The following is a 25,619-nucleotide window of genomic DNA, read 5'->3' as shown; positions in this document are numbered from 1 at the left end:
GTGGAAGCGAAGTATTTCCGCCCAGATACGGAGCCTCGCACATCAAAAATGGATAAGTCGTACATACACAAAGATTTGTCCTACATATCGCAGGGTAGGTAAACCGTAGTCTGGCGGCCGTTTTAGTCCGGCTTGCGCACCGTTTGAGTCGGAGACTTATTCCTGACGGAATGCAATCGAGTAGGACTCAACTATGTCGTCAAAAACGCAACTTCCATTTCCCCAGACATCGAACGGCATCTGGACATTATCATTCATGTCCTTGATGTTGACTTCTTCCCTGATCCAGGCTGCCACTGTCCCGACGGGCACCAGTCAGTCCATCGACGCCACTACCCCCGTTGAGACCTGGCAACTGCAAACCAACGCCGCATTGATCGGCGCCGGTGCCACAACGCTCGGTATCACCAGTGCAGCAGGTGGGACAGTCGACCTGAGCAACTCGAGCACGACCACTAACGGAGCAGGTGGTTTTGTCCACGGTATTTCCCTGACGAACGCCAGTGCCGCGCTGAGCAACTCAACGGTGACCAGTGGCACGGGTGTGGGTATCTCCGCTGTACGCGGTGTTTCAAGTGTCGGTGGTTCCAAGGTCACCCTGCGTGACCGGTCTGTTGTTCAAGGTTTCCAAGGGGGGATCGCGGGTAACCGTTTCAGTGACATCAATGTCCAGAACTCGACCGTTGAAGGCACTGGCGCCAACAGCTTCGGAGTTCGCCTGCTTGAGGGGTCATTGGTGGCCAGTGGAAGCACAATTACCGGTGGCCTCAACGGCGTGACCGTGGGCACTGACACCCTTGCAACGACGGTTATCCCTACCACTATCGTACTGGACAGTACTCGGGTGGAAGGCAGAACCGACTCGGCCATTGTGGTCGGCATCAATGCGCCGAACTTTCCAACGGTGGCCAACATTCAGGTACGCAATCGCTCGACCCTGGTTTCCGGTAACAACACGGTGCTGGAAGTCCGCCCGGGCGCGCAGGTCAATTTTCTGGTGGATAACAGCGACCTGACCGGTAATGTCGTGGTCGCTTCAGGTGGCTCAGCCGACGTCACTTTGCAAAACGATGCGTCGTTGGTCGGTGACTTACAGAGCGTGACCTCTGCAACACTCAACAATCAGGCGCGGATGACTGGCGACGTGTTGGGCGCCTCCAGCGTGGTAATCGACAACGCATCTACGCTTACTGGCAATCTGCAAAATGTGACCAATGCAGTGATCAATCACCAGAGCGTGATGACGGGCGACATGGTGGGCGGGGCTAGTGTGGTGATCGACAACGCGTCGACGCTCAATGGCAATTTGCAAAATGTCGCCAATGCAACGATCAACCACCAGAGTGTGATGACAGGCAACGTGGTGGGCGCTGCTAGCGTGTTGATCGACAACGCGTCGACGTTCACCGGTAATTTTCAAGAGGTCGCTAATGCAACGATCACCAACCAGAGCGTAATGAAAGGCAATGTCACTGCCGCCCCTGAAAGTATTTCCATTTTGACAGTAGACAACGGTGCCAGCCTGACCGGTCAGATCAACAATGTCGCCAATGTCGGCATCAACAATAATGCGCTGTGGCAAATGACTGACAGTCAGTCGGTTAACAACCTCACGCTCAATGGCGGCCGGGTACGTTTCGGCGGGAATCAGGATTACTTCCAGCTGAACGTGGCCAACCTGTCAGGCAGGGGGATGTTTGAGTTGGGCACGGATTTCAACACGGGCGTCAGCGACCTGTTGAACGTCACCGGCAGCGCTGTCGGCAATCATCAGTTACTGGTGAGTAGCACAGGTCTTGATCCGGTCAATGATTCGTCGATCAAGGTCGTGCAGAGCGTCGCAGGCAGTGCTCAGTACGGCCTCGTCAACGATCGGGTCGACGTTGGGGCATTCACTTACCGCTTGGCCAAGGAAGGTAATGACTGGTACCTGCAACCTGATAAAGCAGTCGTCAGCACGCCGACTCGTACGGTCCTGGCGATTTCCGCCGCAGCGCCGACAGTGGTCTGGGGCGAGACTGTTCTATTGAATAACCGAATGGGGGATTTACGCGCCAACGCTGGACAAACCGGGGCATGGGCCCGCTCTTTCGGTAGCCGATACAGCATCAGCAACAACGCTTACGGTGATGGTTACAGCCAGAACCAGTATGGGCTTTCCATGGGTGTCGACACGCCGGTACAGATTGCAGGCGAGCAGGTATTACTGGGCGTGTTTGCCGGCTACAGCAAGTCGAACCTCGACTTGAGTCGCGGCAGCTCCGGTGAAATCGACAGCACGTCCATTGGCCTCTACGGCACGTGGCTGGGCGATAGCGGTTACTACCTGGATACCGTGGCCAAACTCAATCATTTCCGCAACGACGCGAAGGTATCGATGAGTGACGGCAGTCTGACCAAGGGGCATTACAACAACCTGGGCGCCAGCGTGTCCGCCGAGTTTGGCAAGCACATCGACTTCAACGAGGGGTATTACGCAGAAGTATTTACCCAGTGGCAGGGCGCCGCCGTGCAAGGCAAGAATTTCAATCTGGATAACGGTTTGAATGCTGATGCCGACACCACGCGTTCGCTGCTAGGCAAGGCGGGTGTGACGCTGGGGCGCGGCCTGACACTGGCCAACGGCAGCGTTTTGCAACCGCATGTTCGGGCCGCTGTGGTTCGTGAGTTCGTGAATAATAACGAAGTGCGAGTCAACAACAACAAGTTCAACAATGACCTGTCGGGCAACCGGCTTGAAGTCGGGTTCGGGGGGGCGTTGACATTGACCAATCGCTGGCAACTGCACGCTGAACTGGAAACCAGTAAAGGTGACAATGTGACCAAGGATTACGGTGTGAATATGGGGGCTCATTACTCGTTCTGAGTGGGCGACGTAAAAAAGGGAAGCGCTGGCTTCCCTTTTTTATTGATGACAATTCAACTATTCGACTTTTAGTACTTGAAATTCGCCTTTGAGAATAAAGGTCTCGCCGTTAGTATTGGGCACTTCGAGGTTGATATTGAAAGAGCCCTTGACGTTATTTCCTAGCGCTGGCTCCAGTTTGATTTCACCCGATTCACCTTCGTAGATGGTGCCGTCTTCGTCTTTGAAACTAAAGCTCACGTCATCTCGATTTTTCAGCGCATACACACCCGGTTCGAAATCGGCAGCTATGCACACATGGATTTCTCGAGCCGGCAAACTTTTTGCTTTCGTTTTGGGGACTGGCCGGTCAATGGCTGTAATCAATACAGCGTCAGTTTTATTAGGGCCAGCTTTGACCTTGTCGATGAGACGGGAAGTAGCGATAAAATCCGGGATTTCTTTGTGAGTTGCAAAAGCGGTGGCAGTGACATAGTTGCCCTCTGCAAAGCTGATACGTTTGATGACAGCGTTCATGGATTCGGTCTCCGTTACGTTAAGTAAGGTATCCAAAGGCCATGGGTGGCCCTAATCCTGGATGAACTATAAAAGCCCGTTAAGGGGTGGGTTGTAAACTGTCATTGTTGACAGTTTACAAGGGCTGGCATTCGTGAAATTAATGATGTAACCATTGCCCATACTGTCTGCTGACAGCTTCTTGTCACGCTCTTTCTATACCGTGACCGGCCACCAGACAGCACATAGCAACAACACGCTCATCCCTCTATTGAAACGCCTTTGCGCGGCGGGTGAGCGCAACACTCTGCCAGACTTCGCCCCCACTATCGCCCAGGCCCCTACGCACGGCAGCGAGACCAAAAAGAACACCAGTGACCACTGCATCACTTGCAGCATTTTTGCTGTACCGCCTCCGGAAAATACACCGACCACGGCCAACGCCATCATCCAGGTCTTGGGGTTTATCCACTGGAGCCCGGCCGCGCCCCATAACCCGAATTGGGGCGTGTGGGACGGGGACTGTGGATCGACCTTGTCTGGCGGCAAGCGGTAAATCTTCCACGCCAGATAACTGAGCCAGACAATGCCAGCCCAGCGCATGAATGTTTCTATAAGGGGGTGAGCGTTCAAGGCTCGCCCCAAACCGCTGCCTACCAGCAATACAATCAGCGCCGCACTGGCGCACGCACCGACGATGATCGGCAATGTCGCCTTGAAACCATAACGAGCGCTGTTGCTCAGCACCAGAATATTGGTCGGTCCCGGCGTGATGGACGCGACAAAAGCGAACAGCACAAACGGCAACAGCGTGGGGAAAGTGGACAACATGACAAAAGGCTCCGTGACTGATCTCAGGAGCTGATCCTCACAAAATCCGCCTCAAGCGTCTGGAAGATTTGAGCAGCGCTTGCGGTACAGGGCCGGTGTCAAACCGTAAGCCCGCACGAACCAACGCCCCAGATGGCTCTGGTCGGCAAAACCCAGCTCCATCGCCACCGCCGCGGGTTGTTCGCCACGGGCCAGCAGGCGTCGGGCAGTGGCCAGTCGCAGTTGCACCAGATAAGCGTGGGGCGCCAGGCCATAGGCAGCCTTGAACGCGCGGGTCAGGCGGAATCGGTCGACACCGGTTGCCGCCGCCACCTGGTCGAGGCCGATGTCGTACTGAACGTTGGCGTGCAAGTACTCACGGGCCTTTTTCGCAACCAGCGGCAGGCGCGGATCTTCGGCATAGCGCGTGCGCCAGTGCAGGTGGCTGGTCAGGCGTTCAAGCAAACCGTCGAGGGCGGTCTGGCGCACGATCTTCAGTTCACTGCCATGCAGCGTCTGGAAGGCCAGGCTGGTGGCATGAGCCAGTCGTGCGTCGCTGGCCAGGGTGTTGGCGAAACTCAATTGACCGTTGTCGGGTGCATTCTCGAATACCGCACGGAGTTCGCGCTTGAGCCACTGCGGATCGAGGTACAGCATGCGATAGGTGAAGCCGTCCTCGGTCGGCGCTTCGCCGTCGTGGATGTCACCCGGTTCGAGCAAAAACACCTTGCCCGGCGTGCTTTGGTGTCGGGTGCGCCGACAATTGAATTGCTGGACACCTTGCTCGGTGACTCCCACCAGATAGCTGTCGTGCCAGTGCGGATCATAAGCGTGCCCTTCGAAATGCGCGCGCAAGGTCTCAATGCCAGTGTCGGCATCCTGGGCCAGGTCGAGCCAATTGTGAGTGGTCATGCGGCACCTGTTGGGCGAATTGCCGACTTATTTAACGTCGGCGACGAGGCTGATGACTAGAACGTTTGTGCACGAGTCAGTTGAACAGCCCCGCGGCGATGTTGATCGAGAATCCGAGAATGGCCGTGTTGAACAGAAAACCGATCAGCGATTGAGCCAGCACAATCTTTCGCATGCCTCGAGTCGCTACGCCGACATCGGAGGTTTGTACCGCCGCGCTGATAGTGAAAGAGAAATACAGGAAGTCCCAATAGTTGGGCGTTTCCAGCCCTTCAGCGAAACGCAATGCCAAGTATTTGCCGTCCCAGGTGTAGAACAGACGAGCGTAATGCACGCTGAAAATCACGCCGATCAGCAGCCATGAACCGATGACCGACAGCGCAGTGAAGCCGTAATGCAGGAGCTTGCGCGTGGTTTCCAAATCCTTGCTGCCGGCCAGTTCGAAGGTGATGGTCGCGAGACTGGCAAGCGCGGCAATGCACACCACGAACAACACCAGCCCGGCGTTTTCATCTTCGATCTCGGCGATGCGTTTCACGTCCGGAGCCTTGGCGCGAGCGGCGAGCCAAAGCATCAGAATCAGGTAAGTCCAAACCCCGACATTCCAGCCAATGAGGATTTTGCTGATGATCGAATCGGCCGGAGCCAGAATGCCTGCCGCGACGCCAAGGGTGGCGGCGGCCGACAGGCGAGGGTGGGTGCGGGCGAGGAAGGGCATGAAGACTCACGATCAGGGGCTTTGCAGCACCATAGCCCTGCCGTGAGTAGTGCGGCAAGTGCGGGGCTTTTTCCCTTTGTCAAAATGCTCAGGACGGACGCTTTGTGCCGTCGAAATGGAACAGCCCTTTTTTCACGTTGATGGTTTTTGACCCGTCAGAGAGCTCGGCTTCGAAATCGATGGAACCCGTCAAGACTCCTTCTGATGAATCCTTCAACGGGACGGCGTCGAGCTGGAGTGTCCCGTCGATGGACGAGTAACCCCGAATCCCGGAGTAATCAAAATCGATGTATATCGCCCGAACTTCAGCGCTGCCACGGGTGAGCGTGTATACCTTGTGGGTCTCTAACGTATGAGCGATAAACAGGACGATGACTGCATTCGGGGAGCCAGGTTGTTTGGACCAGCCCCGCCAATGCGCAACTGGAAAATGGGTGTCGTGACCGGGTCGCGCGCTCAGGTCAAATTCAACAGCACTGTAATCTGTCGTGAGCTCGCCGTCTTGAATGACAGCGGTGAAACTTCCGGACGCTTCGCGCTCCGTCGACCCCATCAGACTTGGGTCAAAGCCTTCAAGTTCGAACCCTCCTTCGGTTACGGAAACGATGTGTTCCGCTGTCTCGAACTCGAAGGTGGCGGCGGCATGCTCGGTGTTTTCGTCGATGGTAAACGTCAAACGGCCCGACGTGGCTAGGAACGCTGTGGCGCCTGGACCATTTCGCTCCCAAAAGGTGGCCTTGACGGTCTTCGGGTTGTTGAAGTCGTCATCAATGTCGTAAACCTTGCTCGTCACATCGCCCTCATCAGGAATGTTGATGGCGAGATCATAAAAATGGAGTTGCTCTGCCTCGACATTATGGGTGGCCAGTGCATACCAGCGACCTTCGCCAGGGTCTTTGTATAACTTCATTTTTTTTTCGTCGCCCACAAACTTTCCGCGCTCACCAAGAGCTGCGGTGTACGTTCCGATAGTGGCGTTTGTCGTACGACTGGCTGGCTTTTTCATCTGGGCATTCCTTCGCTGAGGGTGGATCTTGTGCTCAACGACACCGTCGAGCGTTGAATCCAGCGTAAAGAGGAATGCAACCCCTGTGAACTGTCAGATCTGACAGGTCACGGGGCTATGTTGGCTTATAAAATGCGGTTTATAGAATGAATGGTTCAGTCCGTCTTCTTCAAGCGTTTAACCCACTGCATCACCACTACAAAAAACACCGGCACAAACACTACCGCCAGTGTCGCCGTGATCATCCCGCCGATCACCCCGGTGCCGATGGCTTGCTGACTCGCCGAACTGGCCCCGGTGGCAATTGCCAATGGCACCACGCCGAGGATGAACGCCAGCGACGTCATGACAATCGGCCGCAGTCGCAGGCGCGCGGCTTGCAGCGTGGCGTCGATCAAGTCATGCCCCTCGTCGTACAGACTCTTGGCGAATTCGATGATCAGAATCGCGTTCTTCGCCGACAGCCCAATGATGGTGATCAACCCGACTTTGAAGAACACGTCGTTGGGCATCCCGCGAAAGGTCACGGCCAATACCGCACCGAGCACACCCAACGGCACCACCAGTAGCACTGAGGTCGGAATCGACCAACTTTCATACAGCGCCGCCAGACACAGGAACACAATCAACAGCGACAGCCCGAGCAGAATCGGTGCCTGACTGCCGGACAAGCGTTCTTGTAACGACAACCCGGTCCATTCCTGGCCCAGTCCCGCCGGGCCCTGTGCTACCAGGCGCTCGATTTCCTCCATGGCTTCTCCGGTGCTATGGCCCGGCGACGGTTCGCCTGAAATGGCAATCGCCGGGTAGCCGTTATACCGCGTCAGCTGCGCCGGGCCCTGGGTCCACTTAGCCTGGACGAAAGCCGACAACGGCACCATGTTCCCGCTGGTATTGCGTACGTGCATCTTCAGCAGATCAGCCACCTGACTGCGTTGATCGCCTTCGGCCTGAACGACGACGCGTTGCATCCGTCCTTGGTTGGGGAAGTCGTTGATGTAGGCCGAACCGACGGCGGTGGAAAGCACATTGCCAATGTCGGCAAAAGACACACCCAGCGCATTGGCCTGCTTTCGGTCGACCTCCAGCTGCACTTGCGGCGCTTCGGCCAAGGCACTTTCCCGCACGTTCATCAGGATCGGGCTTTTCTCGGCCGCTGCGAGCAGTTCGCTGCGCGCCTGCATCAGCGTGGCATGGCCGAGGCCGCCACGGTCCTGCAAACGGAATTCGAAACCGCTGGAGGTGCCGAGACCGTCAACCGGTGGTGGCAGAACAGAGAAAACCACCGCGTCCTTGATCCGGCTCAGCGCAACGTTGGCTCGGTCGGCAATTGAACTCGCTGAATCGTCGCTACTGCGCTCAGACCAATCCTTGAGTGTGGAAAACGCCAGTGCGGCGTTCTGCCCGCTACCGGAAAAACTGAAGCCGAGAATGATCGTGCTGTCGCCAATCCCCGGTTCCGTGGCGTTATGCGCTTCTATCTGTTCAACCACCTGAACCGTCCGATTCTTGCTTGCGCCCGGTGGCAGCTGAATGTCGGTGATGGTGTAACCCTGATCCTCGACCGGCAGGAACGAGGAGGGCAGGCGGCTGAAACACACGCCCAGACCGATCAGCAGCACGCCATAGATCAGCAGGTATCGGCCGGTACGTTTCAACGCGTAGGCAACCCAGCCTTGATAGCGCTCGGTCAACTGTTCGAAGCCACGGTTGAACCAGCCAAAGAAACCGGTTTTTTCATGATGCTCGCCCTTGGCGATCGGTTTGAGCAGCGTCGCGCACAGCGCCGGGGTCAGCGTCAGCGCAAGGAACGCCGAGAACAGAATCGACGTGGCCATCGACAACGAGAACTGCTGATATATCACCCCGACCGAACCCTGCATGAACGCCATCGGAATGAACACCGCCACCAGCACCAGCGTGATACCGATGATCGCCCCGGTGATCTGCTTCATCGCCTTGCGCGTCGCTTCCTTCGGCGACAGCCCTTCGGTGGCCATGATTCGCTCGACGTTTTCCACCACCACGATGGCGTCGTCCACCAGGATGCCGATGGCCAGCACCATGCCGAACATGGTCAGCACGTTGATCGAAAACCCCAGCGCCAGCATGGTTGCAAAGGTTCCCATCAGCGCGACCGGCACCACCAGGGTAGGGATCAACGTGTACCGGATGTTTTGCAGGAACAGGAACATCACCGCAAACACCAGCAGCATCGCCTCGCCCAGGGTGTAAACCACTTTGGTGATCGAGACTTTAACGAACGGCGAGGTGTCGTACGGGATCTTGTACTCCACGCCGGTCGGGAAGTAGCGCGACAGTTCATCCATCTTCGCGCGGACTGACGTGGCGGTGCTCAAGGCATTGGCGCCCGGCGCCAGTTGCACGCTGACAGCTGTCGACGGCTTCCCGTTCAGGCGGGTGGAGAAGTTGTATTCCTGGCTGCCGATCTCGACCCTCGCGACATCGCCGATGCGCACGGTGGAACCGTCCGGGTTGGCTTTGAGCACGATGTCGGCAAATTCTTCAGGCGTCGACAACTGGCCCTTCACCAAAATGGTCGCGGTGATTTCCTGGGTGGTGCGGGTTGGCAAGTCGCCGATGCTGCCGGCCGATACCTGGGCGTTCTGCGCCACGATGGCGGCGTTGACGTCAGCCGGGGTCAGGTTGAAACCGATCAGCTTCTGCGGGTCGATCCAGATACGCATCGCCCGTTCGGCGCCATACAACTGCGCTTTGCCGACACCGTCCAGGCGCTTGATCTCGTTCATCACGTTGCGCGCCAGGTAATCGCTGAGCGCCACGTCGTCGAGCTTGCCATCGCTGGAGGTGAGGGTGACCAGCAGCAAGAAACCGGCAGAGACTTTCTCGACTTGCAGGCCTTGCTGACTGACCGCTTGCGGCAGCCGCGATTCCACGACTTTCAGACGGTTTTGCACATCGACCTGGGCCATTTCCGGGTTGGTCCCCGGCTGGAACGTGGCCTTGATGGTGGCGCTGCCGAGGCTGCTCTGGGATTCGAAGTACAGCAAATGGTCGGCGCCGTTGAGTTCTTCCTCGATCAGGCTGACCACGCTCTCGTCCACGGTCTGCGCTGAAGCGCCCGGGTATTGGGCGTAAATTTCAATTTGCGGCGGTGCAACGTCGGGGTATTGCGCCACGGGCAACTGCGGAATGGCCAATGCGCCAGCCAGCAGGATGAACAAGGCGACCACCCAGGCAAACACTGGGCGATCAATAAAGAACTGCGGCATAAAAATCGTCCTGCTTACTGACCAGAAACCTGGGCAAGTGGAAGAGGGGAAAGGTCGATCTGGACCTGCTCACCGGGGCGTGCGTGTTGCAGACCTTCGGTGACAATGCGGTCGCCGGGTTTGAGGCCGCCGGTGACGATCCAGCGATCGTCCTGCACTGCACCCAGTTCAACCGGTTGCAGGCCGACGCGCTGTCCGGCGTCCAGCAGCAACACATGAGCAATGCCGGCGCTGTCACGCTGGATCGCCCGTTGCGGCACGCTGATGCCCTGCTGGTTCACCGCTTGTTCCAGGCGCACACGCACAAAACTGCCGGGCAGCAAGTCGAGGTCGGGGTTGGGGAATTCACTGCGCAGGATGATCTGGCCAGTGCCCGGATCGACGGTGATGTCGGTGAACAGCAGCTTGCCCGGCAGCGGGTAGAGGCTGCCGTCATCCTGGATCAACGTGGCTTTGGCCTGGCCCTGGCCGACTTGCTGCAACTGGCCGGAGCGGAAGGCGCGGCGCAAGTCGTTGAGTTCGCGAGTCGATTGGGTCAGGTCGGCATGGATCGGATTGAGCTGCTGAATCAGCGCCAGTGGCGTGGTTTCGTTCTGTCCGACCAGCGCGCCTTCGGTCACCAGCGCACGGCCGACTCGACCGGAAATCGGTGCGGTGACGGTGGCGTAGCCGAGGTTGAGTTTCGCCCGTTCCACGGCGGCTTTATTGGCGGCAATGTCGGCGGCGGTTTGCCGGACGCTGGCGCGGGCGTTGTCGTAATCCTGGCCACTGATGGCGTTGCCTTCGATCAACTGGGCATAACGCTGCTCTTGCAACCGGGCCTGGAACGCATTGGCCTCGGCCTTGCGTAACGCCGCTTCGGCGCTGTCCAGATCAGCCTTGAACGGCGCCGGGTCGATGCGGAACAGCACGTCGCCTTTTTTGACATCGCTGCCTTCGTTGAAGGTGCGTTGCAACACGACGCCGGCGACACGAGCGCGGACTTCGGCAATCCGCGGCGCGGCAATCCGCCCGCTCAATTCGCTGGTGATCGACAGGGGCCGGGCTTCGATGGTTTCGATACGCACGGTGGCCAACGGCGGCTGTTCTGCGGCGGTGGAGGACTTGTCACAGGCGCTCAGCGTCAGTGCCAGTGCGAGCAGACCGAGCGTGGCGAACAGATTCTTTGACATGGAATTACCCCAATAATGACCACCCGCATCCTACGGGGAGCGGACGAGGGTAGCGGTGAAGCTTTGTTGGTGCTGTGTGAAATTGTGTAAGGGTTTTACTCAGGCGGGGGTGAGGGCGTATATCCTTGGCGACTTGATATTTTTTGCGAAGCGGAGGCCGCCTTCGTGAGCAAGCCCGCTCCCACATTCGACCGCATTTTGCTGGAAGAGCTCGGTTTAATGGGGGCACGGGCTTGCTCGCGAAGAGGCCCGCTCCGTCGCCACAGCACTTTCTGGAACACCTCATGCCCAACATTCTCTTGGTCGAAGACGACTGCGCACTCTCCGAACTGATCGCCAGCTACCTGGAACGCAACGGCTATTCGGTCAGTGTGATCAGCCGTGGTGACCACGTGCATGAACGTGCACGGGTCAATCCGCCGGACCTGGTGATCCTCGACCTGATGCTGCCGGGCCTCGACGGCCTGCAAGTCTGCCGCTTGCTGCGGGCCGATTCGGCGACGCTGCCGATCCTGATGCTCACCGCCCGGGACGACAGCCACGATCAGGTCCTGGGCCTGGAAATGGGCGCCGACGATTACGTCACCAAGCCCTGCGAGCCCCGCGTCCTGCTGGCTCGAGTGCGCACGCTGTTGCGTCGCAGCAGTCTTGGCGAACCGCAAACCGCCAACGACCGCATCCTTATGGGCAACCTGTGCATCGACTTGTCCGAGCGCACCGTGACCTGGCGCGAGCAATTGGTCGAGCTGTCCAGTGGCGAATACAATTTGCTGGTGGTGCTGGCGCGGCATGCCGGCGAAGTGCTGAGTCGCGACCAGATCCTGCAACGCCTGCGCGGCATCGAATTCAATGGCACTGACCGTTCGGTGGACGTGGCGATTTCCAAGTTGCGGCGCAAGTTTGACGACCATGCGGGCGAGGCGCGCAAGATCAAAACGGTGTGGGGCAAGGGTTACCTGTTCAGCCGTTCCGAGTGGGAATGCTGAGGCGATGTTCAGGATTCTGTTTCGCCTGTATCTGGTGACCATCGTTTCGTTCAGCGCAGCGATTTACCTGGTGCCGGACCTGGTGATCAAGGTCTTCCATGAACGCTTCGTCACCTACAATCTCGACTATTCGCGTGGCTCGCAAACCCTCATCGTTAAACAGTTCCACGCCGTGCCCGAAACGCAGTGGCCGGCGTTGGCGGTTGAGATGGACAAGGATTTCGCTCCCCTGCACATCGCGTTGACGCGCAATGACAATCCCGATTTCACCCTGGACGAACGCGAACGCCTGCAAAGTGGCGAGAACGTGGTGCGCATCGGCGATTGGGGCTGGCGTACGCTCGCCGTGGCGCCACTGAACGGGGATACGGCGGTGCAAATGATCGTGCCGCCGGACCCGATGGACGTCAGCCTGTTGTACTGGAGCATCAACGTCTTGATCGGGGCCACCATGCTCGCTTGCCTGCTGCTGTGGCTGCGCCCGCACTGGCGCGACCTGGAACGCCTCAAAGGCACCGCCGAGCGTTTCGGCAAAGGCCACTTGAGCGAGCGCACACGGATTTCCCGGCATTCCAACATCGGCAGCCTGGCCAATGTCTTCGACACCATGGCCGGCGACATCGAAAACCTGCTGAACCAGCAGCGCGACTTGCTTAACGCGGTGTCGCACGAACTGCGCACACCGCTGACCCGTCTGGATTTCGGCCTGGCGTTGGCGCTGTCCGACGACTTGCCCATGACCAGTCGCGAGCGCTTGCAAGGGTTGGTCGCGCACATCCGTGAGCTGGATGAATTGGTCCTGGAGTTACTGTCCTACAGCCGCCTGCAAAACCCGGCGCAAATGCCGGAGCAGGTTGAAGTGGCGCTGGACGAGTTTATCGACAGCATTCTGGGCAGCGTTGATGAAGAATTGGAGTCGCCGCATATCGTGATGGATGTGCTGCTTCACGGCCAACTGGAGCGCTTCACACTCGACCCGCGCCTGACCGCGCGCGCGATTCAGAACCTGTTACGCAATGCCATGCGCTATTGCGAAAAGCGTATTCAGGTTGGCGTGCAGGTGTGTGCGAAGGGCTGTGAGATCTGGGTGGATGACGATGGAATCGGCATTCCGAATGATGAGCGTGAGCGAGTCTTTGAACCGTTTTATCGACTGGACCGCAGTCGGGATCGGGCCACGGGCGGGTTCGGGTTGGGGTTGGCGATCAGCCGTCGGGCGCTGGAAGCGCAGGGTGGCACGCTAACCGTCGAACCATCGCCGCTGGGCGGCGCACGTTTCCGGTTATGGCTACCCACCCAATCCTGACGCGCTCTTTGCAGCAGCAGCAGCCTCGCAGGCTCGACAGTTGCTACAGAACTATGTGCTGAGCCGGGTTCGCAATAACTTGGCGATGTCTTCAAGCTCCGCCGCCGGGTTGTGCCCGATCAACATCCACGCGTGCTCCATGTCCGCCCAATACACGACGTTCATGCCATGCCGACGCTCACGGGCGAAGTGCCGGCTGCCGCTATTGGAGAGCGTGACGCACAGCGCCATCGGTCCATTCGCCGGGTCCAGATAGGTAATCTGGGCTATCGGCACACCATCGTATTCGAGGATTTGCGCGCGCTTGAACTCAGAACGCGGCAAGGTCAACTTCGCGGGCGCAAGGCTCAAGCCCAGGCGAGTATCGATGGAGCGTAGTTGCGCAAGTTGGGTGGCTTCATCGCCGGGCAAGTGATCCAGGGTTTCTGGCACATAGAGCGACATGTAATCCGCCACCAAGCCGCGCCAGTTGTTCTTTTCCTGGCTCAATTGCCAGCCGAGGAACAAACGGTCCGCCACCACGCTGGTGACCACCAACCCGGCCGCGGCCGCCAGAAACCAGCGACGATCCATCGACGGGCGTTCAGGCGAAGGCAAGGTGTCGAGCATAGACTGCAAACGATCCGTGGGCGCCTGTTGCGCCAATTGGGCAAACGCGTCCTTGAACGGCAGGCTGCTGCGGGCCAGCCATTGCAGGCGCAGGTTGAGCGTCGAATCCTCGGCCATGGCCGTGTCGATGCGGGCGCGTTGCTCGGCATCGAGCTGATCGTCGAGGTAGGCCACCAGTTGCTCGTCCGACAGTGTGGCGCGTTCGTTCATCGACGTTCTCCCGAGGAAGGGTTCGGTACAGCGTGCAGCGGTGGATATTCGGCCAGTTTCACCCGTGCAGCGGCCAGCCGACTCATGACGGTCCCGACGGGCACTTGCAGCACCTCGGCGACTTCGCGGTACGACAACCCTTCGACGTACGCCAGGTAGACCGTTTCGCGTTGGGCTTCAGGCAACGCGTCGACACGCCGGATCACTTGAGCCGCGCGCACATGGGTTTGTGCTGCGTGCTCGCCGTCAAACGACAACTGGCTCTCGGCATCGACCAACCCTTGACCCTGGCGCACCCGGCGCGCGCGCACTTCGTTGAGCCAGATCGAATGCAGAATGCTCAGCAGCCAACGGTCCATGCGCGTGCCGGGGACAAACTGTGCGGCACGTTCGAGGGCCCGCACGCAGGTCGCCTGCACCAGGTCTTCGGCCACATGCCGTTGCCGGGACAGCAGCAAGCCATAGCGCCACAAACGCGCCAGATGTTGGCCCAGTTCTGCCCGTATTGCCTGATCGCTGGCGATAGCGGCCTCCGTCGTTTATTCGATCTCAGGTTTTCGATGAATCGTTTATCGCTTCGGCCAGGTCCTGATATTCCTCGCAGGTGCTGCTGCAAATCGATTTGATGTGCTGAAGTTGCTCTTGAGCCAGATCGAGTCGACCTTTGATCACATACGCTTCGCCGAGGTATTCGCGCACTTGCGCATACTGCGGGTCGAGTTTGACCGATTGCAGGTAGTAACCGATACCTTCGTCGGTGCGCCCCAGTTTACGCGTGGCGTAACCGCGATAGTTCAAGGCTTTGGCAGTGTTCGGTTGTTTCAGTGTATCGAGCAGGGCCAAGGCTTCTTCGTAGCGACCATCCTTGGCTAGACGATAGGCGTAATTGATGCGGTCCGCATCGGGTACCAGACTGCTGGTTTGCTTGAGGCATTTTTGCGATCTGGAGTCGTAGACCTGCCCTTTGGGACAGTCGGGTTTGGCGGGTTCATTATCGTCGCCATGGGCCAGGACCAGGGAGCTGGTCAATGCTGCCGTCAGACAACCGACGATCAGCAGCGGGGCGGTAAAAAAAGCAAAACGCAGGTTCATGTGCAGGGCTCCGAGGTTGATCCACGATAGTTCGGGGTGCTGTCACAAGAACACCGCAGCGTAAACAATTATTCATTTCTTTCTGGCAATCATTTCAGGGAAAGCTTGAACCTTGGCGCTATGCTCGACAGCATTTGTTGTCCAGCGGAGAGCGGCCATGAAAGACCATGTTCATCATTCTGCAGCGGCGGGATACAAAAACGGCGCCGACACCTATGTTCGCGGCCGTCCGGACTATCCGCCGGCCGTGGCCGATTGGTTGACGGGGGCTTTGGGTTTGAACGCGGACAGCACCGTGATCGACCTGGGGGCCGGCACCGGCAAATTCACCGGCCGTTTGCTGGCGACCGGGGCGCAGGTGATTGCCGTCGAGCCCGTGGCGCAGATGCTGGAAAAGCTATCCCTGGCCTATCCCGAGGTGTTGGCGGTGGGCGGCACCGCCATGGACCTGCCGCTGCCGGATGCGTGTGTGGACGTGGTGGTCTGCGCCCAGGCATTTCATTGGTTTGCGAGCGCTGAAGCGCTGACCGAAATTGCCCGGGTTCTGAAACCGGGCGGGCGGTTGGGGTTGGTGTGGAACTTGCGCGATACCAAGGTGAGTTGGGTGCCAAAACTGGATGCGCTCGTCAACGCGCTGGAAGGTGATACGCCGCGTTATTACACCGGTGCCTGGCGTCGGGCGTTTCCTCATCCGGCGTTCGGGCCGTTGCAGGCACAGCACTTCAGTCATGGGCACACGGGGTCGCCTGAGGATGTGATTTTCAATCGGGTGCGTTCAACCAGTTTTATTGCGGCGCTGCCAGAGGCGCAGCGGGCGAAGGTGGATGAGCAGGTTCGTGCGTTGATTGCCGGCGAGCCAGAATTGCGTGGGCGGGATGTGGTGACGGTGCCTTATGAAACCGCAGCGTTCGTAGCAGTGAAGCGCAGTTGAATCGGCGGTGTGGCCCGCCCACACACCACAAAACCCTGCCGAGTCCCGCTTTTGGCCGAACCACTGCCTTACCCCACTCGCCAATGCCTTGTTATAGTCCGGACCTCATTTTTTGCCCGGTAAAAGGATCACTGCCATGTCTCAATACACCGCGTTCACCGTCGAACTCGCTGACAACATCGCCCATGTGCAGATCAACCGCCCGGAAAAGATCAACGCCATGAACGCCGCGTTCTGGAGCGAGATCATCGAGATTTTCCAGTGGGTCGACGACACCGACGAAGCGCGCGTGGTGGTGCTCAGTGGTGCCGGCAAGCATTTTTCATCGGGCATCGACCTGATGATGCTGGCCGGCGTGGCCAATGAATTGGGCAAGGATGTTGGCCGCAACGCGCGCCTGCTGCGCCGCAAGATCCTCGCTTTGCAAGCGTCCTTCAATGCCGTCGATAACTGCCGCAAGCCGGTGTTGGCAGCGATTCAGGGCTACTGCCTGGGCGGCGCCATCGACCTGATCGCCGCCTGCGACATGCGTTATGCCGCCGAAGACGCACAATTCTCGATCAAGGAAATCGACATCGGCATGGCGGCGGATGTAGGCACTTTACAACGCTTGCCGCGTATCATCGGTGACGGCATGCTGCGTGAACTGGCTTACACTGGTCGCACGTTTGGCGCCGAAGAAGCGCGCTCCATCGGCCTGGTCAATCGCGTTTACAGCGACACTGCCAGGCTGTTGGATGGCGTCATGGGCATTGCCCGGGAAATCGCCAGCAAGTCGCCGATTGCGGTCACCGGCACCAAAGAGATGATTAGCTACATGCGCGACCATCGCATCGACGACGGCCTCGAATACGTCGCCACCTGGAACGCCGCCATGCTGCAATCCACCGATTTGCGCGTGGCAATGGCCGCCCATATGAGCAAACAGAAACCCGAATTTCTGGACTGATTAAACATGACTTCACGCTGGACCACTGCAGTACTGGACACCGATCAACCCGGGGGCTGGGCTGTGGCCCGCAGCCCGGAAGGCTTTCTGTTCGATGACAACGGCGCGCTGTTCCCGCGTGAATGGCTCAAGCGTCAGGACCTGTCGATCCTGGCCGAACATGGCATCGGCCACCTGGATGGCGAACCGGTCTACCTGCTGGAATTGCGCAGTCACAGCGAAGTCCCGGGCTGCAACTGGAAAGGCCTGCGGGCGTTTATGCTCGACGGCGACCACACGGTGTACAAGGTGCTTGGTTATGCCGCGCAGATTGGCACCTGGTACCGCGAGCACCGCTTTTGTGGCAACTGTGGACAGGCCGCAACCCAGGTACCGCGTGAACGGGCGATGTACTGCGAGCCGTGTGGTTTGCGTTATTACCCACGGATCTCGCCGAGCATGATCGTGCTGGTGACCCGTGGCGATGAAGTCCTGCTGGCCCGTTCGCCGCGTTTCGTCAGCGGGGTCTACAGCACGTTGGCCGGGTTTGCCGAGCCGGGTGAGTCGGCTGAGGACTGCCTGATTCGCGAGGTTCGCGAGGAAGTGCAGATCGAGGTCAAGAACATCCAGTACCTGGGCAGCCAGTGCTGGCCGTTCCCGCACTCGATGATGCTCGGCTTCCATGCTGAATACGCTGGCGGTGAGATCGTCTGTCAGGAAGACGAGATCGAAGACGCCCAGTGGTTCAACATCCACGCGCTGCCGCCGTTGCCGGCGTCGCGCTCGATTGCCCGTTACCTGATCGACGTGTATGTGGCGCGGCGCTTAGGCCACGCTGAACCAATGCTGCCAGGCTAGGCGCACGGTCAAGCCCAGCACGACGGTGATAAACACCGGACGAATGAACTTCGCGCCGCCGCTGATGGCGGTGCGAGCGCCAAAGAAGGCGCCGGCCATCACCGACACGCCCATGCTCAGGCCGATGATCCAGTCCACCTGGCCGGAAAATACAAACACCGACAGCGCCGCAATGTTGCTGACGAAGTTCATGCTGCGCGCCACGCCGCTGGCCTTCACCAGATCGACGGGGTACATCAGCAGAGTGCTGACGGTCCAGAACGCGCCCGTGCCCGGACCGGCCACGCCGTCGTAGAAACCGAGGCTGAAACCTTGGGTCGACTGCCACTTTTTCTTGATCGGTGCATCGCTGTCCAGCGGTGCCTTGGGTGTGCCCCCGAACAACAGGTACACGCCGCAGGCGAAGACAATCACTGGGAGCATTTTGTTTAGCCACTCGGCGGGCAAGTAATGCGCGACAATGGCGCCGGTCAATGCGCCGACCAGGGTACCGACGATGGCATGCACCCACTGCCTGGGATGGAACAGCTTGCGTCGGTAGAAGGTGAAACTGGCGGTGGCCGAGCCGAAGGACGAACTCAACTTGTTGGTGCCCAACACCAGGTGCGGCGGCAGGCCGGCGGTCAGCAGTGCCGGCGTGGTGAGCAGACCACCGCCCCCGGCAATCGCGTCGATGAAGCCCGCTATAAACGCAACGACAGCCAGAATGGCCAGGGTGGTGAGGTCAACGCTGAGTTCGAAAGGCATGGAATCGGCTTATTCGGCGGGGTGCAGGTAAGGGCTGCGGGGAAGGAGCGGTATCTTACCTAGATCCGACATCTGCGGCGACCGGTCTGGCCCCCTCATTGGATCTACGCGACACCCGAACCCCTGTGGGAGCGAGCCTGCTCGCGAAGGCCGACTCCCAGTCGCAACTGTTGCCCCGCCAACAGTCCATCGACAAATCGCCTCGTTGCCCGACAGCCAATCCCCCTGAACCCCCCATAAAATCGCCATTTCAACACTGGCACGCTTGCTGCTCTGTCCCTTGGTACATCCCTGGTTCCGAGGACATGCCAATGAGTCAGCAAGCCGTCAAATTTGCCTACTGGGTGCCGAACGTCAGCGGCGGGCTGGTGGTCAGCAAGATCGAACAGCGCACCCACTGGGGCATCGACTACAACCGCAAACTGGCGCAACTGGCCGAAGCCGCAGGATTCGACTATGCCCTGACCCAAATCCGTTTCACGGCCGGTTACGGCGCCGAATACCAGCATGAGTCGGTGGCCTTCAGTCATGCGCTGCTGGCCGCCACCACCACGCTGAAAGTGATCGCGGCGATCCTGCCCGGCCCGTGGCAACCGGCGCTGGCGGCCAAGCAGTTGGCGACCATCGATCAACTGACCAATGGCCGCGTGGCGGTGAATATCGTCAGTGGCTGGTTCAAAGGCGAGTTTCAGGCCATTGGCGAGCATTGGCTGGAGCATGACGAGCGTTATCGCCGTTCCGAGGAGTTCATCCGTTCGCTCAAGGGGATCTGGAGCCAGGACAACTTTACCTTTCGCGGCGACTTCTACCGTTTCGATAACTACAGCCTCAAACCCAAGCCGCTCGGCCAGCCGGAAATCTTTCAGGGCGGCAGCTCTCGAGCCGCCCGAGACATGGCGGCGCGGGTGTCGGACTGGTACTTCACCAACGGCAATACGCCGGAAGGTATCAAGGCTCAGGTCGACGACATCCGCGTGAAGGCTGCCGCGAATAATCATTCGGTGAAAATCGGCGTGAATGCGTTTGTCATCGCTCGGGACACCGAAGAAGAGGCGCGTGCGGTGCTGGCACACATCATCGATCAGGCCGATCCGGAGGCGGTAAATGCCTTTGGTGATGCGGCGAAACAAGCGGGCAAGGCGTCGCCGGAAGGTGAGGGTAATTGGGCGAAGTCGACGTTTGAGGATCTGGTGCAATACAACGATGGCTTCAAGACCAACCTGATAGGTACGCCGCAACAGATAGCCGAGCGGATCGTGGCGCTGAAGGCTGTGGGTGTGGACCTGGTGCTGGCGGGGTTTCTGCACTTTCAGGAAGAGGTGGAATATTTCGGTCAGCGCGTGCTGCCGCTGGTACGTGAGCTGGAGGCAAAGGCCCAATCCACGCCAGCTACCGCCGCTGCATAACCCACACCACCTCCCCGTAGGAGTGAGCCTGCGCGCGATGACTGAGTGTCAGTCGATACATACATTGACTGATACACCGCCATCGCGAGCAGGCTCACTCCGACAACTTTGGATTCAGGTGAACTTACAGGCCGAGGTCCGACAGGCCCGGATGGTCATCCGGCCGGCGTCCCAGCGGCCAACGGAACTTGCGCTCGCTTTCCTTGATCGGCAGGTCATTGATGCAGGCAAACCGGTTAGCCATCAGCCCGTTCTCATCAAATTCCCAGTTTTCATTACCGTAGGAACGGAACCAGTTGCCCGAGTCATCGTGCCATTCATAGGCATAGCGCACGGCGATGCGATTGCCGGTGAAGGCCCAGAGTTCCTTGATCAATCGATAATCCAGTTCCTTGGCCCATTTACGGGTCAGGAAACCTTTGGCTTCTTCGCGGTTGTAGGCGAACTCGGCGCGGTTACGCCATTGGGTGTCCAGCGTGTAGGCCAGCGACACCCGCTGCGGGTCGCGAGAGTTCCAGCCGTCTTCGGCCAGGCGAACTTTTTCGATGGCCGACTCGCGGGTGAAGGGCGGCAATGGCGGACGAACTTCAGTGTTAGACATGTTAAATCTCCCAATAAAAGTAACGTTCAAACAGGTTTCGGGCTTTATATGAAGTGTTACAGGTCCAATAACTTTCGCGCCATGCATTGCGCATTATCGGCGGCAGTGTGATCACCCATGACAAGCGCCACGGTAATGGCCCCATCGATCAGGATCAGCAGCTGTCTGGCCGTCTTCTCCGGGTCGCTGGCGCCATGTTCGGTGCAAAGTTCGCGCACGTAGTCGAGCAGTTTCTGTTTGTGTTCCTTGGCGACGAGACGGACCGGGTCTTGCGGGTCGCCGGTTTCGCCACTGGTGTTGATGAAAGCACAGCCGCGAAAGCCGTCGGAGGCGAACCAGGCCTTGAGCACGGTAAACAGGTTGAGAAGGCGGTCGGCCGGTGTTTCAGCCTGGTCGACGGCGGTTTTGTACCAGTGCATCCAGCGCACATCGCGGCGTTGCAGGGCCGCGACGGTCAACGCTTCCTTGTTGGCGAAGTAGCGGTAGATACTTTTTCTGGAGACGCCGGCGGTTTTCACCAGAAGGTCCATGCCGGTGGCTGCGATGCCACTTTTATAGATCAACTTTTCGGTGACATCCAGAATGATGTCGCGTGTGATATTGCTGGTGGGTTCGTTCATGTTGCGAACAGTAGAACGTGCGTTCTTCATGGTCAACATAAAATTTTTCTGCCTGTCATGGCCCCTTCGCGAGCACGCTCGCTCGCACATTGGAACGCATTTCAAATGTGGGAGCGGGCGTGCTCGCGAAGGGGACTTCAACAACACCGGAAGACCCAAGCCAATCCATGGTGTAAGCTCTTGAGTTCTTCGGATTCGACCCACTGCGAGCCCTATGCCGTCGCTTTTCAAACGCTCTCTGCTGCCCAAACTGCGCAGTTTTCCGCTGGCCGCCGATGCCGTCACCATCCTGTCAGGTGCTGCCGAGTTTCGTCGCTGCCTGCTGGAGAAAATCGCCCTGGCCACCCACCGCATCTATATCGTTGCGCTGTACCTGCAACAGGATGAAGCCGGGCAGGAAATTCTCGATGCTTTGCACGCCGCCAAACTGGCGCGTCCGCAACTGGACGTGGTCGTGGTGGTGGACTGGCTGCGCGCCCAGCGCGGCCTGATTGGTGCGGGCAAGCAACCGGGCAACTCGGCCTGGTATCAGGAAGCGACCCGCACCCACGAAAGCGAAGTGCCGGTGTATGGCGTGCCGGTGCAGACGCGCGAGCTGTTCGGTGTGCTGCATTTGAAGGGCTTTGTGATCGACGACTGTGTGATCTACAGCGGTGCGAGCCTGAACAACGTGTACCTGCACAAGTTCGACAAGTACCGCTTTGACCGTTATCACGTGTTGCAGAACCAGGCGCTGGCCAATTCAATGCAGCACCTGATCCAGCACGGTTTCATCGCCTCCAAAGCCGTGCACCGCCTCGACTTGCCGAACCTGCCGACCACCCGCAGTTTGCGCAACGACATCGGCGACCTGCGCAGCCGCCTCAAGCACGCCGCCTACGACACCACGGCCGGCACCACGCTCAAAGGCGATTTGTGCGTCAGCCCGTTGCTCGGCGTGGGCAAGAACAATCCATTGAACCGGGTGATTTGCGAGCTGATCGCCACCGCGCAGCACCATCTGACCATCTGCACGCCGTACTTCAACCTGCCGCTGGCGGTAACCCGGGAAATCAATCGGGCGTTGGGCCGGGGCGTGAAGGTCGACATTGTGGTCGGCGACAAAACCGCCAACGACTTCTACATCCCGCCGAGTGAGCCATTCAAGGTGATCGCCGCGCTGCCGTACCTCTACGAAATCAGCCTGCGCCGCTTTGCCAAAAAGCATCAACACAGCATCGACAGCGGCAAGCTGAACCTGCATTTGTGGCGCGATGGCGACAACACCTATCACCTCAAAGGCATGTGGATCGATCAGCGCTACACCTTGCTGACCGGCAACAACCTCAACCCGCGAGCCTTCCGTCTCGACCTGGAAAACGCGCTGCTGATCGATGACCCGAAAGGCGAGTTGCTGGAGCCCCGCAAGGCTGAGCTGGTGGAGATTTTCCAGAATACAAAGCGCATCGAGCGTTATCAGGATCTGGAAACGCTGCTGGATTACCCACCCGCGGTGGCCAAGTTCCTCACGCGCGTCAGTCGGGTGCGGATCGAGCGGTTGCTCTATCGGATTCTGTAAGGCGCCGCGCTGCCGGGGGCTTTGGCCACAGGGCCACCAGCAGCAGTAGCGCGGCGGCGACGAGAAAGGGCAGGCGCGGTTCCAGATCGTAGATCAATGTGGCTGCCAATGGCCCGATGACCACGCCAAAGCCTTGGGCAGCGCCGATTGAGCCCGCTGTCGCGCCTTGCTCCGAAGCGTCCACGGCGTTCGCCGCCAGCGCTGCGAATGACGGAAAGATCAGCCCCATCCCGCCCGCCGAAACGAAAAAGCACAGCCACAAGCCCCACGCGGTATTCGCGAGGATACTGCCGGCAAATCCCACGGACGCCACCAGTGCACCCGCGCGAATCAACCGCAGCGGCGGCCATTCGAGCCGGCGCACCATCAGTTGTGAACAGATCAGCGCGAAGCCGACCATGGTCAGGGCGATGCCCGCCGTTTGCGCTGCGTTGGCCGGGCTCATGCGGAGCCGATCGAGGGCGAAGAAGCCGACGGTGATCTGCGCAATCGACACGCACAACATCGCCACAAACGCGACCGCCATGGGGCGGCGAAGGCGCGGATCATTCAAGTGGACCTTGCGCGGCACTTGCCGCAGGTGCAATTCCTGGCCCTTGAGCTTGAAGCGCAACACCAGAAAGGCCAGCAACGGCAGGACGGCCATGGCGTAGAACGGCAGGCTCAAACTGAACCGCGAGAGCAGCGCGGCGATAGCCGGCCCGATCACCAGACCACAGGCGTTGGCGGCCCCCAATGCCGCCATGGCTTTGGCGCGGTGCTGGGGTTCGATGTTGTCGGCGATCAACGCGTTGCCTCCCACCGGGATGGCAGCGTAGAACACGCCGATCAAGCCACGGCCGATCATCAAACCGATGAACCCCAACAGCGCCGACGGCAAGAACTGCAATGAGGCGTCGATGAACAGGCACAAGGCCCAATAGGCGAGGGTGAAACCAGCGGTGGCGATCAACAGGATCCGGCGCCGGCCATAGCGGTCGCTGGCCTGGCCCCACGGGCGGGCCAGCAGCATCCAGATCACTCCGGACACCGTCACCGCCGCACCGGCCTGCCACGTGGCCAGGCCCAGCACCCGGGCAATCGGGCCGATCAGCGAGACGAACGCCATCATCGACATGGAGCAGGCCATGTTGGCGACCATTAATGGGCGCAGGTCGAAGGCGGGGGTGGTCATGGATGAGTCTTCCGTGAGCTTTTATAGTTTGCGGGGGATGGTAGCGCGGGTATGGGGACGGCAGGAGGAATATCGGTGCCAGTGATATTGCCATCGCGAGCAGGCTCACTCCTACAAGGCATCTCCCACAAGGGATGGGCTGCGGTAAGATGCCCACACTCAAAAAAACAACAGGGTTCACCGCGCTCCATGTCGGAAAAAGACACCATCTCCATTCAACTGGTGCGCGAAGCGCTGCTGCAAAGTTGCGCCCCCGGCCACGCTACCGACGAAGTGTTGAACAAGGTCGGCATTGATCCGGCCTGGCTGCAGACCACCGATGCCCGTGTTCCGGCTACCGCCTATGCGCGGCTCTGGCGCTTGCTGGCACGACGCGGCGATGACGAGTTTTTTGGCATGGACCCGCGCAAGCTCAAGTCCGGCAGCCTGGCGTTTCTGTGCCGCTGCTCGATGGTCCAGCCGAGCCTCGCCGCTGGGCTGACGTCAGGCCTGAGCTTTCTGTCGTTGATGCTTGAACACTTGCCCGCGCAACTGGTTCGCCAGCAAAGCCTGGCCGAAATCGTCTTGCTGGAAGACGATCAGGAGCCGCGCCGTGCCTTCACCTATTTCACCTATTGGATGATCGTCCACGGCGTTGCCTGCTGGCTGGCCGGGCGGCGGATTCCAATCCTGGCCATTGAACTGCGCTGCGCCGCGCCGGACTTTTGCGATGACTACCAGGTGATGTTCTCCGAGAACCTGCGCTTTGACCGACCGCGCACCCGGATGATTTTCTCGGCCGGCTGCCTGGATTTTCCAATCAAGCGCAGCCCGGAAGAACTCAAGCGGTTCCTCGCCCATGCGCCCGCCAATATCCTGGTCAAGTACCGTGATCCAGAAAGCCTGGCGAGCCGGATCAAACAGGACTTGCGGCAACTCCCCGCCGAACAGTGGCCCGAGACTGAACCCTTGGCGCAACAACTGTGTATGTCAGCCTCGACCTTGCGCCGGCGCCTGGCAGAAGAAGGGCAGACCTATCAAGGGCTCAAGGACAGCGTGCGCAAGGAGTTGGCCATCGTCTGGCTGGCAGAGCCGAGCATCAGCTTCGCCGAGATCGCGACACGGTTGGGATTTGCCGATGCCAGTTCGTTCTACAAGGCGTTTCGCAAGTGGTCGGGGTCTAACCCGGGGCATTACCGCAGTCTGATTCTGAACGAAGCGCACTGAGCCAAAGCGTGCACTCGCGAAGGGGCCATTTGAGGTAACCCACACCTCAAACCTTGGCCAAAGCAGTCACGCAACTTGATAACTTTGACCATTGCCCCGTTCTGCTCGCAGAGCGAGTATTTCCCTGGTTTTTACGGTTCCCCCAACCAATAAA

23 protein-coding genes are annotated in these 25,619 nt (G+C 59.2%); 9 read left to right on the top strand and 14 right to left on the bottom strand.

The window, feature by feature from the left end; genetic code table 11:
- Positions 1-256: 256 nt before the first annotated feature.
- A complete protein-coding gene (locus NL116_RS16640) occupies positions 257-2,866 on the top strand; it encodes an autotransporter outer membrane beta-barrel domain-containing protein (protein WP_494373132.1) in 2,610 nt (869 codons plus the stop codon).
- 57 nt (positions 2,867-2,923) lie between these two features.
- Here the strand turns inward: NL116_RS16640 and NL116_RS16635 are convergent, their stop codons facing one another.
- From NL116_RS16635 to NL116_RS16605, 7 genes are all read right to left on the bottom strand, one after another.
- The gene (locus tag NL116_RS16635) at positions 2,924-3,382 is read right to left on the bottom strand and encodes a hypothetical protein (protein ID WP_494373131.1); all 459 of its coding nucleotides are present in this window, start codon (positions 3,380-3,382) and stop codon (positions 2,924-2,926) included.
- A 195-nt stretch (positions 3,383-3,577) separates the two neighbouring features.
- On the bottom strand, positions 3,578-4,192 hold the full coding sequence (locus NL116_RS16630) for a LysE family translocator (RefSeq protein WP_494373130.1): 615 nt from the start codon (positions 4,190-4,192) through the stop codon (positions 3,578-3,580).
- Positions 4,193-4,243: 51 nt separating this feature from the next.
- Positions 4,244-5,083, bottom strand: coding sequence for an AraC family transcriptional regulator (locus tag NL116_RS16625; RefSeq protein ID WP_494373129.1), 840 nt, complete (start codon positions 5,081-5,083; stop codon positions 4,244-4,246).
- Between the two features lie 76 nt (positions 5,084-5,159).
- The gene (locus NL116_RS16620; protein ID WP_494373128.1) at positions 5,160-5,801 is read right to left on the bottom strand and encodes a DUF1345 domain-containing protein; all 642 of its coding nucleotides are present in this window, start codon (positions 5,799-5,801) and stop codon (positions 5,160-5,162) included.
- 88 nt (positions 5,802-5,889) lie between these two features.
- Positions 5,890-6,807 carry a hypothetical protein gene (locus NL116_RS16615; RefSeq protein WP_494373127.1) on the bottom strand — a complete coding sequence of 306 codons (918 nt, stop codon included), beginning with the start codon at positions 6,805-6,807 and terminating at the stop codon, positions 5,890-5,892.
- A 155-nt stretch (positions 6,808-6,962) separates the two neighbouring features.
- Positions 6,963-10,061 (bottom strand): multidrug efflux RND transporter permease subunit, encoded by a 3,099-nt coding sequence (locus tag NL116_RS16610; RefSeq protein ID WP_494373126.1) that lies wholly within the window; start codon positions 10,059-10,061, stop codon positions 6,963-6,965.
- Between the two features lie 14 nt (positions 10,062-10,075).
- Positions 10,076-11,233 carry an efflux RND transporter periplasmic adaptor subunit gene (locus NL116_RS16605; RefSeq protein WP_494373125.1) on the bottom strand — a complete coding sequence of 386 codons (1,158 nt, stop codon included), beginning with the start codon at positions 11,231-11,233 and terminating at the stop codon, positions 10,076-10,078.
- Positions 11,234-11,517: 284 nt separating this feature from the next.
- Here NL116_RS16605 and NL116_RS16600 point away from each other — a divergent pair, with 284 nt between their 5' ends.
- Complete coding sequence (locus NL116_RS16600) at positions 11,518-12,219, top strand: response regulator (RefSeq protein ID WP_494373124.1); 702 nt, start codon at positions 11,518-11,520, stop codon at positions 12,217-12,219.
- Between the two features lie 4 nt (positions 12,220-12,223).
- Positions 12,224-13,525, top strand: a complete 1,302-nt coding sequence (locus tag NL116_RS16595) for an ATP-binding protein (protein ID WP_494373123.1) — start codon at positions 12,224-12,226, stop codon at positions 13,523-13,525.
- A 51-nt stretch (positions 13,526-13,576) separates the two neighbouring features.
- On the opposite strand, the gene NL116_RS16590 is transcribed toward NL116_RS16595, so the two are convergent.
- Genes NL116_RS16590 through NL116_RS16580 form a run of 3 tightly spaced genes read right to left on the bottom strand, consistent with a single transcriptional unit; the run spans position 13,577 to position 15,436 of the window.
- Positions 13,577-14,344, bottom strand: a complete 768-nt coding sequence (locus NL116_RS16590) for an anti-sigma factor family protein (RefSeq protein ID WP_494373122.1) — start codon at positions 14,342-14,344, stop codon at positions 13,577-13,579.
- Entirely contained in the window at positions 14,341-14,838 is a 498-nt protein-coding gene (locus NL116_RS16585) for an RNA polymerase sigma factor (RefSeq protein WP_494378076.1), read from the bottom strand. The genes NL116_RS16590 and NL116_RS16585 overlap by 4 nt, the downstream gene beginning before the upstream one ends.
- Positions 14,839-14,893: 55 nt before the next feature.
- Complete coding sequence (locus tag NL116_RS16580) at positions 14,894-15,436, bottom strand: tetratricopeptide repeat protein (RefSeq protein ID WP_494373121.1); 543 nt, start codon at positions 15,434-15,436, stop codon at positions 14,894-14,896.
- A gap of 157 nt (positions 15,437-15,593) precedes the next feature.
- Here NL116_RS16580 and NL116_RS16575 point away from each other — a divergent pair, with 157 nt between their 5' ends.
- From NL116_RS16575 to nudC, 3 genes are all read left to right on the top strand, one after another.
- Positions 15,594-16,367 (top strand): class I SAM-dependent methyltransferase, encoded by a 774-nt coding sequence (locus NL116_RS16575; protein ID WP_494373120.1) that lies wholly within the window; start codon positions 15,594-15,596, stop codon positions 16,365-16,367.
- Positions 16,368-16,503: 136 nt separating this feature from the next.
- Entirely contained in the window at positions 16,504-17,316 is an 813-nt protein-coding gene (locus NL116_RS16570; protein WP_494373119.1) for a crotonase/enoyl-CoA hydratase family protein, read from the top strand.
- Between the two features lie 6 nt (positions 17,317-17,322).
- The gene (gene nudC, locus NL116_RS16565; RefSeq protein ID WP_494373118.1) at positions 17,323-18,153 is read left to right on the top strand and encodes an NAD(+) diphosphatase; all 831 of its coding nucleotides are present in this window, start codon (positions 17,323-17,325) and stop codon (positions 18,151-18,153) included.
- On the opposite strand, the gene NL116_RS16560 is transcribed toward nudC, so the two are convergent.
- The gene (locus NL116_RS16560) at positions 18,121-18,900 is read right to left on the bottom strand and encodes a TSUP family transporter (RefSeq protein ID WP_494373117.1); all 780 of its coding nucleotides are present in this window, start codon (positions 18,898-18,900) and stop codon (positions 18,121-18,123) included. The genes nudC and NL116_RS16560 overlap by 33 nt on opposite strands.
- 311 nt (positions 18,901-19,211) lie before the next feature.
- On the opposite strand from NL116_RS16560, the gene sfnG reads away from it, so the two are divergent.
- The gene (gene sfnG / locus NL116_RS16555; RefSeq protein ID WP_494373116.1) at positions 19,212-20,306 is read left to right on the top strand and encodes a dimethylsulfone monooxygenase SfnG; all 1,095 of its coding nucleotides are present in this window, start codon (positions 19,212-19,214) and stop codon (positions 20,304-20,306) included.
- 124 nt (positions 20,307-20,430) lie between these two features.
- Here the strand turns inward: sfnG and NL116_RS16550 are convergent, their stop codons facing one another.
- A complete protein-coding gene (locus tag NL116_RS16550) occupies positions 20,431-20,907 on the bottom strand; it encodes a nuclear transport factor 2 family protein (RefSeq protein ID WP_494373115.1) in 477 nt (158 codons plus the stop codon).
- A gap of 56 nt (positions 20,908-20,963) precedes the next feature.
- Positions 20,964-21,527: a TetR/AcrR family transcriptional regulator gene (locus NL116_RS16545; RefSeq protein WP_494373114.1), complete on the bottom strand. Its 564-nt coding sequence runs from the start codon at positions 21,525-21,527 to the stop codon at positions 20,964-20,966.
- Between the two features lie 214 nt (positions 21,528-21,741).
- On the opposite strand from NL116_RS16545, the gene pssA reads away from it, so the two are divergent.
- Positions 21,742-23,085, top strand: a complete 1,344-nt coding sequence (pssA, locus tag NL116_RS16540; RefSeq protein ID WP_494373113.1) for a CDP-diacylglycerol--serine O-phosphatidyltransferase — start codon at positions 21,742-21,744, stop codon at positions 23,083-23,085.
- On the opposite strand, the gene NL116_RS16535 is transcribed toward pssA, so the two are convergent.
- Positions 23,042-24,259, bottom strand: a complete 1,218-nt coding sequence (locus NL116_RS16535; RefSeq protein WP_494373112.1) for an MFS transporter — start codon at positions 24,257-24,259, stop codon at positions 23,042-23,044. The two genes, pssA and NL116_RS16535, sit on opposite strands and share 44 nt — an antisense overlap.
- Positions 24,260-24,448: 189 nt before the next feature.
- Here NL116_RS16535 and NL116_RS16530 point away from each other — a divergent pair, with 189 nt between their 5' ends.
- Entirely contained in the window at positions 24,449-25,465 is a 1,017-nt protein-coding gene (locus NL116_RS16530; protein ID WP_494373111.1) for an AraC family transcriptional regulator, read from the top strand.
- The last annotated feature ends 154 nt before the right edge of the window (positions 25,466-25,619 follow it).

This window comes from Pseudomonas sp. FBCC-B1667 (assembly GCF_059133255.1).
This window is presented reverse-complemented; position numbering and strand designations above follow the sequence as displayed.